Below are 15773 nucleotides of genomic sequence, written 5' to 3'. Positions count from 1 at the left end.
AGGGAGGTTTCTTTCTGTGGGTGGTGGGTCCTGCCCGTGGGGTGGATGGTCAGGCGGGGGCGAGGGAGAGCAGACCGGCTCCGTAGGGTTTGCCGCGGCCGATGCCCGCGAGGAGGGCGTGGCGCAGCTGGTCGGGGTCGGTGATGGTGGCCGCGCCTTCGAACCGGGTCAGTGGATGCCGGAAGGGAGTGGGGCCCTTGTCGCGGTCGGGTTGGGGGCGATGGACGGGCAGCGGGGTCAGGTCGGTGTGGTGCAGGTCGAGGCCGGCGTGGGTGGCTTTGCTCTGCCACCAGGCGAGGGCGTCGGCGCCGTGCAGTCCTTCTTCCTGGTGGCGGTCTTTGGTGCCGAAAGCGCGGCCGGTGCCGGGGACTTTGCGGCGGACCAGAGCGCAGGCGGTGATGCGGTAGCGCACGCTGCGGCCAGAGGTGAGGGCACGGAGCATGGGGGTGAGGCTGCGGGTTTCGGCGGTGCCGTAGCCGGGGGGCAGGCGGGTGAGGTCGGGCAGGTGGTGGGACTGGATGAGCAGGGTGGGCGGCACGGGGCCGGTGGCGTCCTCCAGGCGGAAGAGCAGACCCGCCTGCTGGCGGGGACTTGGGCCGAGGTTCTCGGGGGCCAGGGACATGACGGTCTTGTGCATGCTCGCGGGCCAGGTCAGGTCGCGGCGGACTTCTTCGCAGCGGCGGTCGAGGCGGATACGGATGAGGGTGACGGTGTCCGTCAGGGAGATGGTCATGAGGTGGGGGCCTGGAGGTAGGTGGCCAGCGCGGGCAGAGCGGGCCGTGGCGTGTACAGGGCGGCGCGCAGGTTCTCGGTGGTGAACCAGATCCGGCGGGTGCGGTGGAAGCGGCGGGTGGGGGCGAAGTCGACGGGGACGTCGGCGATTTCGCGGTGGGAGTCGGCGGCGGGCACGTGGTCGGGCTTGTGGTCCCAGATGAACGTCACCGGCACGGTGGTGTGGCCTGGTGTGGGTGGGGCGGCGAGGCTGAGCGGGACGTGGCGGCGGAGCTGGTGGACGGGGTCGGGGTGGATGCCGCCCAGCAGGAGGGGTTCGTCGGGGATGCAGGCGCGCCGGCCCAGGTAGGGGGCGAAGGCGGGTTGTTCGAGCCGGGCCAGGAGGTGTTCCAGGAGGGAGTCGGGGGCGCTCACGGCCAGGGTGAAGACGGCGTCGGCGAGGTAGATGCGGTGGCTGATGTGGGTGGAGGCCTTCTGCGCGCGGTACTCGCCGCTGCTGGTGATCAGGCCTCCTTTGTGGGGGCGGCCGCCGCCGGCGGTGTGGTAGTCGGTGTGGCGGGTGCCGGGCCGGTCGACGCGGACGGTGATGTCCAGGTCCGTGTAGGGGATGGCTTTGGTGTGGGGGTCGGGGGTGAGGGCCTGTTCGCGGGAGCGTCCGTCGGCGGCGGCGAACAGGCCGATGAGGGCGGAGCGGGTGGGGAAGGGGAGGGTGTCGCGGTAGGCGAAGGCTGCGTGCTCTCCGAACGACATCAGGGGCGCGGCCAGGCGCAGCAGGATGCCGTTCATGCGCTGACCGGGGTGAGGGCGGGCTGGGCGGCGGCCTGGGTGAGGGCGTCGGCGAGTGCTTCGTAGGAGGGGTGGCGCTGGCCGAGGTGGTCGATGTTCTCGGGCTGGAAGGTGGCGTAGCCGTGGGCGACGCGCCGGCGATGGCCGATCAGCTGGTTGAGGGTGCCGGCATGCTGGGAGAGGGCGTGGACGGCGGGCTGGGTGTGGCCGCCGCCCGGGGCGTGCCGGACGGGTTGTTCGAAGGCGGCGGCGTAGGAGACGGGGCGGCGGTCGCGTACGGCGTAGTGGATGAGGTGCGGATAGGTGTGGGGGGCGGTGGAGGTCTTCTTCGCGCCGGGCATGACCTCGATGAACGCCTCGGTGAACAGGGTGAGCAGGTCGAGTGCCTGCTGGGTGTCGCCGCCGAGGTTGCGGGTGAGTTCAGTGAGGTTGACGGTGGCGTAGCGGTAGAACAGGCCGGTGGTGAACATGCCGGTCTCCAGGTGGGCGCTGCCTGGTGTGTCCGGCAGCGGCCAGTCCTCGACAGCGGTGAAGTAGTCGGGCTGGGCGTCGCTTTGGTGGACGGTGAAGGCGTGGGCCATCTGTACGGCTCCGTCGACGTGGGCCCCGGGCAGTTCGGCGAGCATCCGGCCGAAGAGGTTGATGGTGGCGGTGCGGCTGCGGATGAGCTGGGCCACCTCGCGGGTGGGCAGGACGGCCGGCGTCTTCGGCTTCTTTTTCCTGCTGCCGCCGGCGGACTCAGCTGCTGTCTTTTCTGCCTGTTTGGCGGCGAGGTCCTGGGCGAGTGCTTCTTCCAGCTGCGCGCGGTGCTGGTGGCAGAGGTCGATGAGGTCGGCGAAGATGTCGCGCGGTACCCACAGGAGGGCTGAGGTGATGCCTCCGGCAGTGCCTTCGGTCTTCAGGCCTTCCGTGGTGGCCGAGCGGACGATCTGGGCGCCGGCGAAGGCGGCCAAGTCGGCGGGCCAGCCCGTCTCGCGCAGGGCGGTGGCCACCTGCGGGGGAAGGTTGCGGGTGCGCACGGCGTGCTCGTCGAGGTCTTCTTCCAGGCGCAGCCGGATGGGCCGCTTCCATGCCTGGGAGGAGACCAGGGCGCGTACGACGCCGCCCAGGAGCACGGTCTTGGGTTCGTTGTCCTCACCCCGGTTCAGGAGTGAGGCGGGCACGGGGTGCAGGGCGTGCAGGTCGATGTAGCGGGCGGGGGCGTAGGCGGCCATGTCAGGCGGGGTCCTGTTCGGTGAGCGTGTGCAGGGTGGTGAAGTAGGAGGTGCGCCAGCGGGCGGCGATGTCCTTGTGGTGGTGGTCCCACCAGGCCAGGTCCTCCAGGAGGACAGCGAAGTCGAGGCGGGCTGCGTCGCGGTTGTGCAGGCGGGAGGTGAGCCGCCACATTTCCGGGTGCAGCAGGGGGGCGCCGAGTTTGGTGAGGGTCTTGAATCTGCGGGTGATGTGGGCTTCGTCCAGGCCGTGGCGGGCCACGGCGATGGCGAGGCTGGTCCCGAGGTCGGGGCGTGCTCGCCAGGCGACGGGGGTGGGCTGGTTGCCGGCCGGTTCGGATAGTCGGGGCGCGCCGGCGGTCGCGGCGGGCCGGGGGTGGGTGTACGGGCCGATGCTCGCTGCGCGGGCGGGGGTGGTGGGGAGTTCGGGCTGGTAGGGGCTGTCTTCGTGCGGGAGGTCGCGTTGCATGGCGATGAGGCTGGCGACGGTGTAGTGCGCTCGTTGTGCGCCGAACCCGAGGATGTGGCGGGTGAGGTGTTCGGGCATGCGCGGGCAGTCTTCGAGGGGGCGGCCGCGGCCGGAGACGAGGTCGGCGCGGATGCCGTTGACCTTGCACAGGTTGATGACCTGCTGGACGAAGTCGTCGTAGTGGGTGCGGCGTTGGGCGGTGGTGGGCATGGGCGGGCAGTGGCTCTTCTCGGGCAGGCGCCGTGGCGCGGTCACCAAGGGGGTCAGCGTGCGCGGCGCAGCCGGGTCACAGCATGGGCGAGGGCGGGTGCTGCGTCGAAGTAGTGGGCGACGGCGGTGGCGGTAGCGGTGTGCAGGGCGGTGATGGCGTCGCGGGCGAAGGCGGCGTCGGCGTTACGGGAGGGGTCTTCGAGCAGCTGCCAGAAGGTGCTCTCGGCACGCGGCCAGTAGTGGGTGCGGGCCTTGTGTGTCCAGGAGGGCAGCCGTCGGGCCTGTTTGGGGGGCTGCCGGCCGTCGCGGTCGGGAGAGACAGTCTTGTGCCAGGCCTCTTTGGAGACGTCGTCGAGCAGCTGGCCGATCTTCTCGGCGGCTTTGCAGCATTCGCTGAACCGTTCGGCTGCGGCGTCGTCGTGTTCCTGGGTCCAGAGCCAGATCGGCGGGGTCAGGGCGGTGTACCAGGTGCGGTTGGAGGTCTTGGCGTCCTGGTCGAAGCCGTGGACGCGGACACGCAGGTGTGAACGCAGGCCGGAGGGGAGGTCGTTGAGGGTGGTGAAGGCCTCGGGGCGCCGGGTGTAGGGCTGTTCGGAGTCTTCGTCACCGGCCAGGATCAGGGTGGCCAGGTCGCGCCACAGGGCGCGTTCGGCATCGGCGCGGCGTGCCTTGTAGCGCTCTGCGGGAGGCTTTTTGGGGTCCACGTGGTAGATGAGGTAGGGGTCGGCGGCCGGGAGTTTGGACTGGGTGGCCCAGGTGACGTAGGCGTCGGTGACGTGCCGGCCGTCGGGTGAGGAGATCAGGAGCAGGGCGTGGCAGGAGCGGCCGGTCAGCAGCCGTGCGGGAGAGGTCACCGGTGGGGGCGGGGCATCGGGGTCGGGCAGGGGCTCCTCCCACGGGCAGCGGTCCTGCGCGCCGGGCCAGGGGCGGGAGGGCTTGGGCAGGCCGGCCAGGAGGGTTTCGTAGAGGGTGCGTCCCAGCGGGTGGAAGGAGAGAGCCGCGCGCAGAGGGCCGGCCTTGGCGCCGCTTTGCCTGCCGGCGGAGGTGGTGCGGGCCGAACATTGGCCCGAGGCCCCGTAGTAGTGGTGGATAAGCAGGTGCCACAGGGCCTGGCCGCTGGGGACGGGCTGGGGGTCGGTGTCGGTGTGGGGGCTGAGCCAGGCCAGGTTGTTGCCCTCGGGACGGCCGAAGACGAGTTTGTTGACTCCGGCTCGCTCCGTGCACTGCTCGGCGAGCCGCGGGTCCTGCAGGAAGGGCCGCTCGGGATGGAACAAGTCCCAAACGTGGTGGTCGAAGTAGGCCTCGACGCGGGCGGGGTCGAACCCGTCGGGATTCTTCAGCAGGTCGCGGCGGCGCCTCGCCCACTCCCCCGCGCTCAGGTGCGGGTCGTCCAGGCCGCTGATGCGGGCGGCCATGGCCACGAGCGTCCGCAGGACGGCGGAGGCGGCCGGCGGGAGGGGCAGGGCGAGGTCCTCGATGGTGTGGGCGCGCAGCAGCACCTGTCTCCATCCGAGGTCTTCCTGGTGCCCGTCCAGGAACAGCACAGGAATCCAGGGCTCTTTGTCCGTTGGGAATTGCGGGGCTTGCACGGCGGACTCCACAGAGCAGGGATCAGCAGGGGTGGGGAGACGGAAAACACGAAGGGTGCTGCCGTGCGGCAGGTCGACGCGGCACGGTGATAGAAAACGGATACGGGGCCTCTGCGCCGTTTCCTTGATGCCTGGTCAAGGCCTGCGGCAGGGAGGGTGGTTGCCGTGCGGCCGGCACCGGGATGGGGTGCGGGCAGCGCAGCACGCAGGGAGCGCACCGAACCCTTGGATCGAACATACGTCCGGGTTGCGCTTTCCCATATTAACCATGAACGGGCAGCCCCTTGAGCCATCAATTGAGCATTTAATTACCGGCAGGTATGTCTTTTCGGATTACCGGAAGCTCTCCCTTTTCCGGGTGAGCCCGTTGAGGCCGCGACGCCTGCTGCGGCAACTCCTCAGGCAGCTGGACCCGTTCTTCCCGGATGTGCCGTGTGCTTGCCGTTTCCCGGACCGCGGGGGGACGCGCCGGCAGCAGGCGGCTTGCCGGGGGCGCCGGGCGGACAAGGCGTGAGCCGGTGCGCCGCGGCCCTGGACGTCGCCGGACTCGCGGGGCCGGCGGCCCCGGGCCGGTCGTTGCCGGCAAGGCAAGGGACTGCCCAGTAGGGCGCGGCCGCCTGTCACCGGCGCTGCCGGGCCACTCGCGACAGCCGGAAGGGGCCGGGGTGTGCGCCCGTGCCGAAGCCGGTCCGCCCGGCTTCGTGCGGCAGGGCAGATGTCAGGACGGTTCGGGCGCGGCCGGGTTCTCGTTGTGGACGAGCCCGAGTCCCGGGTCGAGGCGCAGGGTGTGGCGGCCGAAGTGCACAGGCTGGTGGGGCGTGTCGCCGTGGTGCTCGAGGAGAACGAGGTCGGCGAGCAGGGCGTGCTTCTTCCAGGCGGTGGGAGTCCGGGGTGTCTGGCGCCGGTCGGCGACCCAGGCGGCGGGCACGGGCAGGGTGTGCTGGAGGATGCTGCGGACCTGCCCGGTGGTCGGTTTCCTGTCCATGGGCAGCGGGCGGGTAGCCGCCGCATCCAGCGTCAGCTGGCCGTCGGGGGCGCGGTAGACGGGCAGCAGGCGGCGTGGCATGACGCCGAGCCGAGTGGCGGCGTCGCGGGCGTGCAGGTGATGGCGGTGCAGGTCGGACAGGGACAGGGTGTCCTGCCAGACAGGGATGAGGGGCAGGTCGCTGTGGTGCTGCTGGATGCGGCGCCGGCTCTGGTAGGCGGTGTGGCGCTGGTGCAGGTGGGGGGTGGTGCGGGCGAGTTCCTCGGCGTCGCCGTGCACGGTTTCGACCAGGTGCTGGACGTCGTCGGGCAGGGTGAGGGCGAGGATGTGCCCGGGCCGGCGCTTTATGAGGTCGGCGGTGGCGTGCTGGAGGAAGGCTGCTTCCAGGGTGCGCCAGGCGGGCGGGATGAGGGTGCGGCCCTGGTGGTCGGTGGGCTGCAGCACGCTCAGCCGCGCGGGGAGCCCGTCGAGCCAGGCGGGGCGGCGTGTGCCGGTGCCCCAGAGGTGTTCGAAACGGCGCAGGCGGCCCAGGCGTTGCAGCAGGGTGTGCAGAGCGGCGAGGTCGCTGATCATGACGTCGGCGTCGATGTCGAGGCTCATGTCGAGGAGGCTGGTGGTGACGATCACCAGCCGGGCGGGACGCTGGCCGGTGGGGCCGAGGGTGCTGCGGATGCGGCGGGTGAGCGTCTCTCGTGTGTGGCCGGGTATGCGGGCGTGCAGCAGGAGCAGTTCGCCCTCTGCCAGGCCGGGGCCGGTGAGGGTGTTCAGGTGACGGTAGGTGGTCTGGGCGTCGTCCATGGTGGCGCAGTAGACGACGGCGCAGCCGCCGCCCTCGAGGACGGGTGCGAGCTCGGCGGCGATGCGTTCCAGGCGTGTTTCGCGGGCTGGTGTGTTCTCGGGGTCGGTACAGGAGGGATGGCGTACCGGGTGCAGGCTCAGGTGTGCGTGGCGGCGGTGGCGGGCGGCGTGGGCCTCGGCCGCGGCGGGGGTGATCCGGGTGAGGGAGGCGTCGGCGGCCGCGGCGAACAGCCAGCCGGGGTAAGGGGGATGGCATTCCAGGCCGGCGGTGGTGGTGTGGGGGCGGCCGGCTCCGGCCAGGTAGTGGCGCACGAGGTCGCGGCTGATGTGCTCGGGCAGGGTGGCGGACAGCAGGACGACCGGGGTGCCCAGAGCGCCCAGCCAGTGCAGTAGCCGGCCGAGCATGTGCTGCATGAACGGGCTCATGGCGTGGACTTCGTCCACGATGACGGTGCGTCCGGACAGTGCCAGCATCCGCAGGGCACTGAACCGGACGGGGAGAACGGCCATGAGGGCCTGGTCGTGGGTGGCGGCGGTGAACTGGGCCAGCAGAGCGCGGTCCCAGCCGCGAAGCCAGCCGTCCGGGACCGTCACCTTCTCCTCCGGGCGCCCGTCGGCGGGCGCGGTGCGGTCGTCTTCGTCCCAGAACTCGTCGGTGGTCGAGGGCTCGTGGGCGGCCAGGCGGTGGTCGCTGTAGGCGGAGTTGGAATAGCTGTGGCTGTGGACCAGGGAGACCGGTGCGTGTTCGGGGCCGTGGGCGGCGACGTAGGTCTCAAGGGTGTCGTAGGCGGCGTCGGTGGTGGCGGTGGTCGGCAGCAGCCACAGGATGCCTGCCGTGCCGGAGGCGGTGTTGAGGATGCGGGCGGCTTCGAGTCCGGTGATGGTCTTGCCGCCGCCGGTGGCATCGGTGACGACCGCTATGCCCGCCCCGCTCTTCGAGGCCGCGGCATCGAGTTGGCCCATCAGGGAGGCCTGCAGGTCGTTGGGGGCGGTGAGGCCTTTGTGGGCCTGGGTGAAGGGGGTGTCAGGCAGGGTGATGCGGGCAAGGCCTGACTCGTGCACCAGGCCGGCAGCTACCGCCAGGGCCTGGCCGTAGTGCTCGCCGGCGCTGAAAGCAGGGGCACGGGCCTTGGGCAGCCAGTAGTGCCGCTGGCTGGTGAGCCGGTCCGCCATGGCACCGACTCCGGTGATCAGTACGGCCGCTGGTACCGAAATCTCCGCTGGAACGATGGTGGCACCGGTCAGATGCCGCACCAGGGCGAAGTAGCGGCGGCGCAGGTCCTGCCAGACGGGGCCGCCCAGAGCAGCGTCCACACGGGACCGTTTGGCCGCGCCGTCCAGGTCCAGTTGCAGGAACCGGCCGTGGTGCCCGCCCAGCATCTGCGCCACCCGCACCCCGGGACTGTCGGAGGTGTCGATGTCGTAGCCTGCCTCGGCCAGCAGGTGCAGAGCGCTGTGCATGGAGGCCCGCTCGTGCGGCATCCGCCGCCAGCCGCGCGTGTCCGCCCGCAGATTGTCGCTCAGCCGCGCCCAGGGATGCGCTTCCTGCTCCTGGAAAGCCGACAGTTTACCCAGATCGTGCAAACCTGAAAAAAACATCACCAGTCGACGCGCCTCGGTGAGAGTCACACCGAGCCCCTGTGCGATCAGCCGCCGCTGAGCCCGAGCAAGATAGAGGTCCCATACCGCGCCGGCGACCGCCGCCGCATCCAGCATGTGGAACAGCAGCGAATACACCGCCATCTGCCCCGGCAGCTCACCGCGGTCGAACTTCCCCCACGGTGTCAGGTCTATCCCACCGATCCGGGCGTCCTCCCGTGCTCCCACACCCGCTCCACAGTCAGCTACCGCATACGAAAAGAAGATCGGTGCTCATTATGGCGCAACTGCGATGACTCACGTCGACGCGCTGGGGATTCTCAGTAGATACCGCCCCTGATTGGCCCGGCGCTCAACGAGTTAGAGCTTTGACCAGCGGGGAAATCTGATGTCCAAGCGAGAGCCAGGCTGAACAACGAAATGAGCCGCCGCGCCTATCCGTGGAAGGGCTGTACGCGTGACGAGGTCTTCGATTACTCTTCACGCACGTGATCAGCGGCAGGCCACCAACCCCAATTCTGGGTGGTGGCCTTCATCATGTCTCGCGGGTTACTTCGGGTCGGTGGAACGCCTGGGAGCGACCAGGTTGAACGGCCTGGGAGGAAGTTGCAGATTGGGGCCGGCCTCAGGCCCTTGGTAGTTTCCGCCGCAGGAGCAGAAACTTCCCTCGTACACGTAGCAGTGGACGAAGTGGCGACCGTAGCAGTTGGGTTCCGTGTTCTCCATGGCTTCCTCCTAGGCGGCCAGGCCGGTCTGGTACTGGGTCAGCTTCACCCGGGGACGGTAGTCGGCGTCGTCGGGGTCGCGCTCCAACTCGAACATGATGAGCGCGGTCTCGGTGTCGGCCGGGGCCGGCGCGGGGCGCTGGTAGACGGTGGGCCCTGCCCTCTAGACCGGCCCTCGCTCTCACGGGCCCCACTCCAGCGCTGACGTCCGCGCCAGCCCAGCTACTGCCAGAGCGACGGTAGTATTCTACCCGCACCGCCTGGGCAGCCTTCCTGGAATCATGACGGCTGCGGGCGCCTCGCTTGAGGCTGTTCCCCACACGCGTGGGGGTCTGTCCCCGCCGACCCAGTCGCCCCTCTGGGAGTAGACATCCTCCCCACACGCGTGGGGGTTGCTCCTGCACGTGGTCCTGCACTTCGAGTTAAGGCCCGCCATGGACTATGCAGCGTTCGTTTAGCACGCTGCTGTCCTTTGAACCGGCGCCGCGCTCACGTGAGCCACTGGCGCGGGGCCTTGCCACGCATGGCAGCCGTTCGAGGCGAGTTCCTGGCCGAGAACCGGTCAGCTGCCTCACGGGCGTCAGCTTTCGACGCGTGCGAAAATGTACCAGGGCTCCCAGTTGCACAGGCGCCACTCCCCTGGCCACGGCTCGGGTTTGGGGTGGGCGGTGTCGTCTTCCCTGATCCATCTCAGGGCGGCCGTTGCCGTTTTGCCGCCGGAGTACTCCAGGCGAACGGTCACTGTGCAGGCCGCGGGCATGTCGTGGCCGATGGCCAGGATGTCGTAGGAGGCGAGCGGGTAATCCTCGTAGGCCCGACGGATCTCGCTGCGTGCCGCATTGCCGTGCTTGGTGTGCAGGCTGTGGGTGATGAGATCGCTCATGGATCCGTAGTTGGTGCGCATCCAGTAGGCCAGCAGACGTTCCGTGCGCTGGCGGGCGGGGTGGCTGGTGAACTCTGCGCTGCCGGGCAGGTGTTCACGTGGTGTCCACTGCTGGTTGGCCTGGTCGATCCTGGCCTGCTCCAGGAGCGAGCCTGCGAGGCTTTTGAGTTGTCGTCCCAGTCCGGACCAGGTGAGGGGCTCGGCGGGTGCCTGCTGTTGCTCCTTTTCGCGGGCGTGGGCCCAGTCGGCGACGGCGAACAGCCGGTTCCAGGCTTTCGTGGCGACGGTGATGTTGTCGTAGTTGAGGATGCTGCCGTGCACGATGCCGTTGCGGTAGAGCTCGTAGACGGGTTCTTCCTGGGTGGTGCTTCTGCCTTTGGTGAAGGTCCGGTGGGCGTGGGCGAGACCGCGGTGGTGGCCGACGACGCTGTCCCAGGCGTGCAGTTCCTCGGGGGTGCGGGTGTGCAGGCCGCGGCGGACGGTCTCGAACTCGTTGACGAAGCCGTCCATGACGCTCAGCAGGAGGTGGACGCAGGAGTAGTAGCGGCCGGCGAAGTAGTCCTCGTGTGCCTTCTCGACCAGAGCGAGCCTGCGGTGCATCGCGGGAAGCTTCCTGAGTGGAAGGATCATGAATTGCAGTCGCTCGCTGTCGTGGTAGTGGTCGATGAGCATCGTCTCGGCCCGCTCCGCGTCCTGGGGCGCCTCGGCAAGCAGGGTCTGGACCATCGGCACCGACAGACGGTCGTGGAAGATCCAGTTTTTCTCGCTGAGCAGGTCGTAGAAAGCGTCGACCAGATCACCGAGCTCATGCATCTTCCGCTGGATGGATTTGAGCCGTGTCCTCATGGGCCAGGCGAACAGGCGCATGGCCGCCAGTTGCCGTTCCATCTCCAGGAACGACGGAAGGTCACGGGCCGATTCGTAGGACATGCGCGGATCGTACGCAGGGGCACTGACATCCTCCCTCGCGTTTTCGGTTGACGGCCTGGTACACGCTGGCAGAGACCCCACCCGGCCGGGGGGGGCTCCTTGCCGCGGGCGTGAGACGTGAGAGGTCTTGCACCCGAGTACAGGCACCACGTGGATGCCGGTCATGCGGATCCCCGACCCTCGGGTTCGGTCCGCATGCGGAGAACGGACGACGCGTCGTCCTTGCTGCGAAAGCCCGGAGGACCCTGCACGGCTGCCGGCAGCGGCCCGACCTCCAACCCGCCGTGCAGGCCAGCCCCCGGCAAGGGGCGGCGGTTCGGGCCGGCGGGACGGTCTGCACCAGCATCGGCCGGACTACAAGGACTGGTTAGCGGAGAGGAAGCCGCCGATGGTCCGTGTCAGCCGGGTGGCCTCGGACAACCCGTAGCGGAACGCAAGCAGCGCATACACCAGCACGAAGAACGCCACCATCGCCAGCGGCACCAACAACTCCGCCGAGGCCCCCAGAGGTGACAGGACAGAGGAAGAAGCGATCACGAGTACGGCCGCCCACAGACAGGCAATGCCGAACCGGCGACCGTCAAGCCGGTCGGGCTCAAGCACCACATCTTCCGCGAGGGCAGGCGCCGGCAGCACTGCGGTGAAGCGGCCGGCGGCAATGCCGCCTGCGGCCTGTGCAGCAAGTTCGCCGAGTTTCCGTGCGGAGACCTCACGGTCGCCCGCAAGGTTATGGGTGTCGGGGCCCGCCAGCCCTGTGTCCTGGTTCTCCTTTCAGCGCCCCTGGCCGCGACGCTGGGCGGTACGTGGGGTGCGGTGTGAGCGGCGGGGCTTGCGAGCCGGGCCCTCGGCGGGCTGGGCGGTGGGCGAGGAGAAGCCGCCAGGGATGCCCGGCCGTGCGGATGCTGGCAGTTGCGGCGCTGGCACTTGCCCGTCCTGCCGCTGGTTCGCCCGTGAGGGGCGGATGGCACGGGCCAGGACGCGGGCGTTGGGGATCAGCGGAGCACACACCTCACAGACCTCTTCGAGCGTCCAGACACGACCGACAACGGGATCGTGCTGCAGGACCAGCGCCACACCGCCCGCGCAGTGGACGGTCGTGTCCGGGTGGGCGGCGCACTGCGTGGAGGCGCAATGGCACCAGGCGTTGGCGTGGACGGTGGCCACCCGGGCGTGGGCGGCGGCGTGCTGGGCGGCGAACGCCCGCATGCCTGCGAGGTCCTTGGAACGCGGCGGCATCCGGCACGCCGCAGTGGTGCAGGTGACCGTGGCAGTCCGGTCGGCGTGCCCGGTCAGGCGGATCGTCCAGACCCGGCCGGGGACGCGCTCGGGGGAAGGCTCGCTGGCCGCAGTCGACACAGGCACCTGCTCCTGAAGGGATCAATGGCATCAAGCAGTCCACTATGAGCTACCAGCCACCTATGCGGCACCACCTTTGCGCCGGTGCTTCGAGACGCATTCAGCGTCGTAGGGTTGCCGAGCACCACCACGAGAGCCGCGTCCGGCCGGAGTTCCGGGCCGTGGACGCACGCGTGGCCCCGGCCAGGGGGCTGGGCCACAGGACGTGCTCGTGGTCGTGAAGGGGCGGTCGCCTACGCGGCGAAAAGCTCTATGCGGCTTCAGCCGAACGATCGTCCTCATGGGCACGAGGTGAGGCCCGGGACACTGTTCCCCTCCGCAACCACACCCTCCACAACCAGGCGCAGGGGCCAGGCATCCCCACTCGGGTTCGCCGATTCCCGGGCCTCTTGCAGCCGGCCGGCTCAGGCTGGACCCGGGCGTCAACAGCAACCGGCTGCCCCAGGCCACCATGACGGCCGCCGGGAAGCCGCGGGTGACCGCCCCGACGCTGTCGTCCTCGTCACCCAACAGGGGCAGCCCCCCAGATCCACTTTGAGGGTGCCTGGGGCTCACGGGTGACGGCGTATGCCTCTGGCTAGATCGCCACCTTGTCGACGACTTGCCGCGGCTTCAGTCTTTCAAGGTCACTAGTGACCGTATGGGGGGACCATGCCGTTTGGTAGTGCAGACCGAGCCCAACTCCAACAGATCGCCGACCAGCTCGGCCGAATCAGCGTCGACCTCGCAGCCCTCAAACAGCAAGCCACCGATCAGCAGCACACGATCGACCAGATCCGGCAGGACGCCAGCGCCGCCATCAACACCGGCCTCGCCGAAGTCAGAGCCGTCGCCCGCGAGGCCATGACACGCACCACCGACCTCGTCACCGGCCCGCTCAGCCACCTCAGCACTGAGATCGTCGGCGTCCGTGGGGTCCTCAACCAGATCGACGGGTACCTCCGCGCCGCCTCCGCCCGGCCAGGGCCAGAACCCGAGCCGACGTCCGCCCCACAAGATCAGCAGCAGCCCGCGCCGAGCCTCGAACCCCAGAACCTGCCGACGACCGGCCCAGAGCCCGCACCGCAGTCCGCCCCCGCACACGACAGCAACCCGGTCCACTCCGAGCCGGCCATCCTGCGAGCGGCCGCCGGAATCGCCCACGCCACCATCGAAGCCCACCGCGACACCTGGGCCTTTCTCATCCAAGTCGCCGGCCGCGAAGAGCACTTCCATATCCCCGGCAAAGTCGACGACAACGACGGATTCGTCAGCGTCCGCTTCTCCGGTCCCAGCCTTGTAGCCGCCATCACCAGTCTCACCCATGTCACGCACACGGCCGACAACCCCGTCACACGGGCCATCGCCGACCACATCGCAACGAAGATCACCACGGCCGTTCAGGCTGTCACCGACAACCCGCGTACCAGCGGCAACGGCAACGGCAAGCCTGTCCGTATCGTCATCGACGACCGAGCCCAAGCAGACGAAGCAGGCAACGGCGTCGGCCCGGACACCGCTGCCGACGGAACCGTCTGACTACGGAACGGCCGGGCGGAATTCCGTCCGGCCACCCTGACGGGGTTCTCGTAGGCCGCCCGTCCTGCTCGTCGCCCCGCCCGGGCCGGAGTTCGACGAGGTGGGGAGTTTCAACAAGCGCGGCGCACAGTCGACTGGGGCCGCCCTTTCATTTGGGCCCGCGGCCCACCCTCATCTCGCCCTCGTGCTGACCAGTCGGCAGCTGGCCGTCGAACGCGACGACGGCACCGTCATGACCTGCGTGGCCGTACAGGCATTCCAGCCAATGGCGACAGGCGACCATCTCCCGCCACAGCGCGGGACTGTAAATCGTTCGGTGTAACTCCCGATCATGGAAGATGCATCGATGACCAGTGAGAACGTGGCTGAGCACGAGGCCGTTGAGTCGACGGAGGCTGTGCCGGTGAAGGCCGTGGACGACCAGTTGATCGACGAGCTGGTGGGCCGCGCCCAAGCCGAGGGCCTGCAGCTGACCGGCGAGGGCGGCCTGCTGCAGCAGCTGACCAAGCGGCTGCTGGAGTCCGCTCTCGAGGGCGAGATCACCGACCACCTCGGCTATGACAAGCACGATCCGGTCGGCAAGAACGGCGGCAACTCCCGCAACGGCAAACGCGGCAAGACCGTGCTGACCGACGTGGGGCCGGTGGAGATAGCCGTGCCCCGCGACCGGGACGGCACCTTCGAGCCGAAGATCGTCAAGAAGCGGCAGAAGCGCCTGACCGGCGTCGACGAGATGGTGATCTCGCTGGCGGCGAAGGGTCTGACGACGGGCGAAGTGCAGGCCCACCTGGCGGAGGTCTATGGCGCCGAGGTGTCCCGGCAGACCATCTCCACCATCACCGACAAGGTCCTTGAGGGCATGGCCGAATGGCAGAGCCGGCCGCTGGACGCCGTCTATCCGGTGATCTTCATCGACGCCATCCACGTGAAGATCCGTGACGGTGCCGTCGCCAACCGGCCCGTCTACGTGGCGCTGGCCGTCACGGCCGAGGGCCGGCGGGAGATCCTGGGCCTGTGGGCCGGGGACGGCGGCGAGGGCGCCAAGCACTGGCTGCACATCCTCACCGAGATCAAGAACCGCGGCGTGCACGACGTCCTGATGCTCGTCTGCGACGGGCTCAAGGGCCTGCCCGAGGCGGTGGAGACCGTCTGGCCGAAGACGATCGTGCAGACCTGCGTGGTCCACCTGCTGCGGAACTCCTTCCGTTACGCCGCCCGCCAGGACTGGGACAAGATCGCCAAGCTCCTCAAGCCCGTCTACACAGCGCCAACCGAGGAGGCCGCCCTGGAGCGGTTCGCCGAGTTCGCCGACGCCTGGGGCCGGAAGTATCCGGCGATCGTGAAACTGTGGGAGAACGCCTGGGAGGAGTTCACCCCGTTCCTGCGGTTCGACACCGAGATCCGCCGCATCGTCTGCACGACGAACGCGATCGAGTCGGTGAACGCGCGGATCCGCAGGGCGGGTCAAGTCACGCGGCCACTTCCCGAACGAGCAGGCCGCACTGAAGTGCGTCTACATGGCGATCATGTCGCTTGACCCCACCGGCAAAGGCCAGGCGCGCTGGACCATGCGCTGGAAGACCGCGCTGAACGCCTTCGACATCACCTTCGACGGCCGCCTGTCGGCGGCGCGTCAGTAACCCCAACCACCCTGGATACACCGTTCATTTGACAGACCAACACTACGAAGACACAGATCACCAAAGCGGAACGGCATATTCCAATTGCGGGCCCGCATGAGGACTCGCTCGGGGAGATCCGGGCGACCGATCTGTACGGGGCGACGCCGGGCGAGACGTTTCATGCCCTTTCCCGTCATCAGTAGGCCCTCTCAAACCCCAGAAGGATCCATAAAATAGGGATTTTACTCACATCGCTGTGCGTGATCGTCCGTCCCGTAATGGACCACTTGGCGCGATTCCTCCTCACGTTTCTTACCGTACCTTTACTTTTCGCTCGCGGTGATCGCGATGCTTCAACGA

At 69.0% G+C, this 15773-nt stretch carries 10 protein-coding genes and 1 pseudogene; 2 read left to right on the top strand and 9 right to left on the bottom strand.

Going from position 1 to position 15773, the window contains the following annotated elements; genetic code table 11:
* Positions 1 to 49: 49 nt before the first annotated feature.
* The 9 genes from cas6e to ACIPSJ_RS27080 form a co-directional block, all read right to left on the bottom strand.
* The gene (cas6e, locus tag ACIPSJ_RS27120; RefSeq protein WP_401349833.1) at positions 50 to 733 is read right to left on the bottom strand and encodes a type I-E CRISPR-associated protein Cas6/Cse3/CasE; all 684 of its coding nucleotides are present in this window, start codon (positions 731 to 733) and stop codon (positions 50 to 52) included.
* The gene (gene cas5e, locus ACIPSJ_RS27115; RefSeq protein WP_401349831.1) at positions 730 to 1518 is read right to left on the bottom strand and encodes a type I-E CRISPR-associated protein Cas5/CasD; all 789 of its coding nucleotides are present in this window, start codon (positions 1516 to 1518) and stop codon (positions 730 to 732) included. The genes cas6e and cas5e overlap by 4 nt, the downstream gene beginning before the upstream one ends.
* Complete coding sequence (cas7e, locus tag ACIPSJ_RS27110) at positions 1515 to 2732, bottom strand: type I-E CRISPR-associated protein Cas7/Cse4/CasC (RefSeq protein WP_401349828.1); 1218 nt, start codon at positions 2730 to 2732, stop codon at positions 1515 to 1517. The genes cas5e and cas7e overlap by 4 nt, the downstream gene beginning before the upstream one ends.
* Before the next feature lies 1 nt (position 2733).
* Positions 2734 to 3453 (bottom strand): type I-E CRISPR-associated protein Cse2/CasB, encoded by a 720-nt coding sequence (locus tag ACIPSJ_RS27105; RefSeq protein ID WP_401350125.1) that lies wholly within the window; start codon positions 3451 to 3453, stop codon positions 2734 to 2736.
* Between the two features lie 8 nt (positions 3454 to 3461).
* Positions 3462 to 4997, bottom strand: coding sequence for a type I-E CRISPR-associated protein Cse1/CasA (casA, locus tag ACIPSJ_RS27100; protein ID WP_401349825.1), 1536 nt, complete (start codon positions 4995 to 4997; stop codon positions 3462 to 3464).
* Between the two features lie 718 nt (positions 4998 to 5715).
* Entirely contained in the window at positions 5716 to 8607 is a 2892-nt protein-coding gene (gene cas3, locus ACIPSJ_RS27095) for a CRISPR-associated helicase Cas3' (protein WP_401349824.1), read from the bottom strand.
* A gap of 1077 nt (positions 8608 to 9684) precedes the next feature.
* Positions 9685 to 10917, bottom strand: coding sequence for a hypothetical protein (locus tag ACIPSJ_RS27090; protein ID WP_401349821.1), 1233 nt, complete (start codon positions 10915 to 10917; stop codon positions 9685 to 9687).
* Positions 10918 to 11271: 354 nt separating this feature from the next.
* Positions 11272 to 11520, bottom strand: coding sequence for a hypothetical protein (locus ACIPSJ_RS27085; protein ID WP_401349818.1), 249 nt, complete (start codon positions 11518 to 11520; stop codon positions 11272 to 11274).
* Positions 11521 to 11688: 168 nt separating this feature from the next.
* The gene (locus ACIPSJ_RS27080; protein ID WP_401349815.1) at positions 11689 to 12273 is read right to left on the bottom strand and encodes a hypothetical protein; all 585 of its coding nucleotides are present in this window, start codon (positions 12271 to 12273) and stop codon (positions 11689 to 11691) included.
* Between the two features lie 651 nt (positions 12274 to 12924).
* Between ACIPSJ_RS27080 and ACIPSJ_RS27075 the strand changes: the two genes are divergently transcribed.
* Both ACIPSJ_RS27075 and ACIPSJ_RS27070 read left to right on the top strand, forming a co-directional pair.
* Positions 12925 to 13791 (top strand): hypothetical protein, encoded by an 867-nt coding sequence (locus ACIPSJ_RS27075; protein WP_401349814.1) that lies wholly within the window; start codon positions 12925 to 12927, stop codon positions 13789 to 13791.
* Positions 13792 to 14137: 346 nt separating this feature from the next.
* A pseudogene (locus ACIPSJ_RS27070) lies at positions 14138 to 15431 on the top strand (IS256 family transposase).
* The last annotated feature ends 342 nt before the right edge of the window (positions 15432 to 15773 follow it).

Source organism: Streptomyces sp. NPDC090088 (genome assembly GCF_044747345.1).
Taxonomy (GTDB): domain Bacteria; phylum Actinomycetota; class Actinomycetes; order Streptomycetales; family Streptomycetaceae; genus Streptomyces.
This window is presented reverse-complemented; position numbering and strand designations above follow the sequence as displayed.

Coding starts and splice junctions, on each gene's coding strand:
- cas6e (WP_401349833.1), bottom strand. CDS start 733: ATGACCATCTCCCTGACGGACACCGTCACCCTCATCCGTATCCGCCTC.
- ACIPSJ_RS27090 (WP_401349821.1), bottom strand. CDS start 10,917: ATGTCCTACGAATCGGCCCGTGACCTTCCGTCGTTCCTGGAGATGGAA.
- cas7e (WP_401349828.1), bottom strand. CDS start 2,732: ATGGCCGCCTACGCCCCCGCCCGCTACATCGACCTGCACGCCCTGCAC.
- ACIPSJ_RS27075 (WP_401349814.1), top strand. CDS start 12,925: ATGCCGTTTGGTAGTGCAGACCGAGCCCAACTCCAACAGATCGCCGAC.
- cas5e (WP_401349831.1), bottom strand. CDS start 1,518: ATGAACGGCATCCTGCTGCGCCTGGCCGCGCCCCTGATGTCGTTCGGA.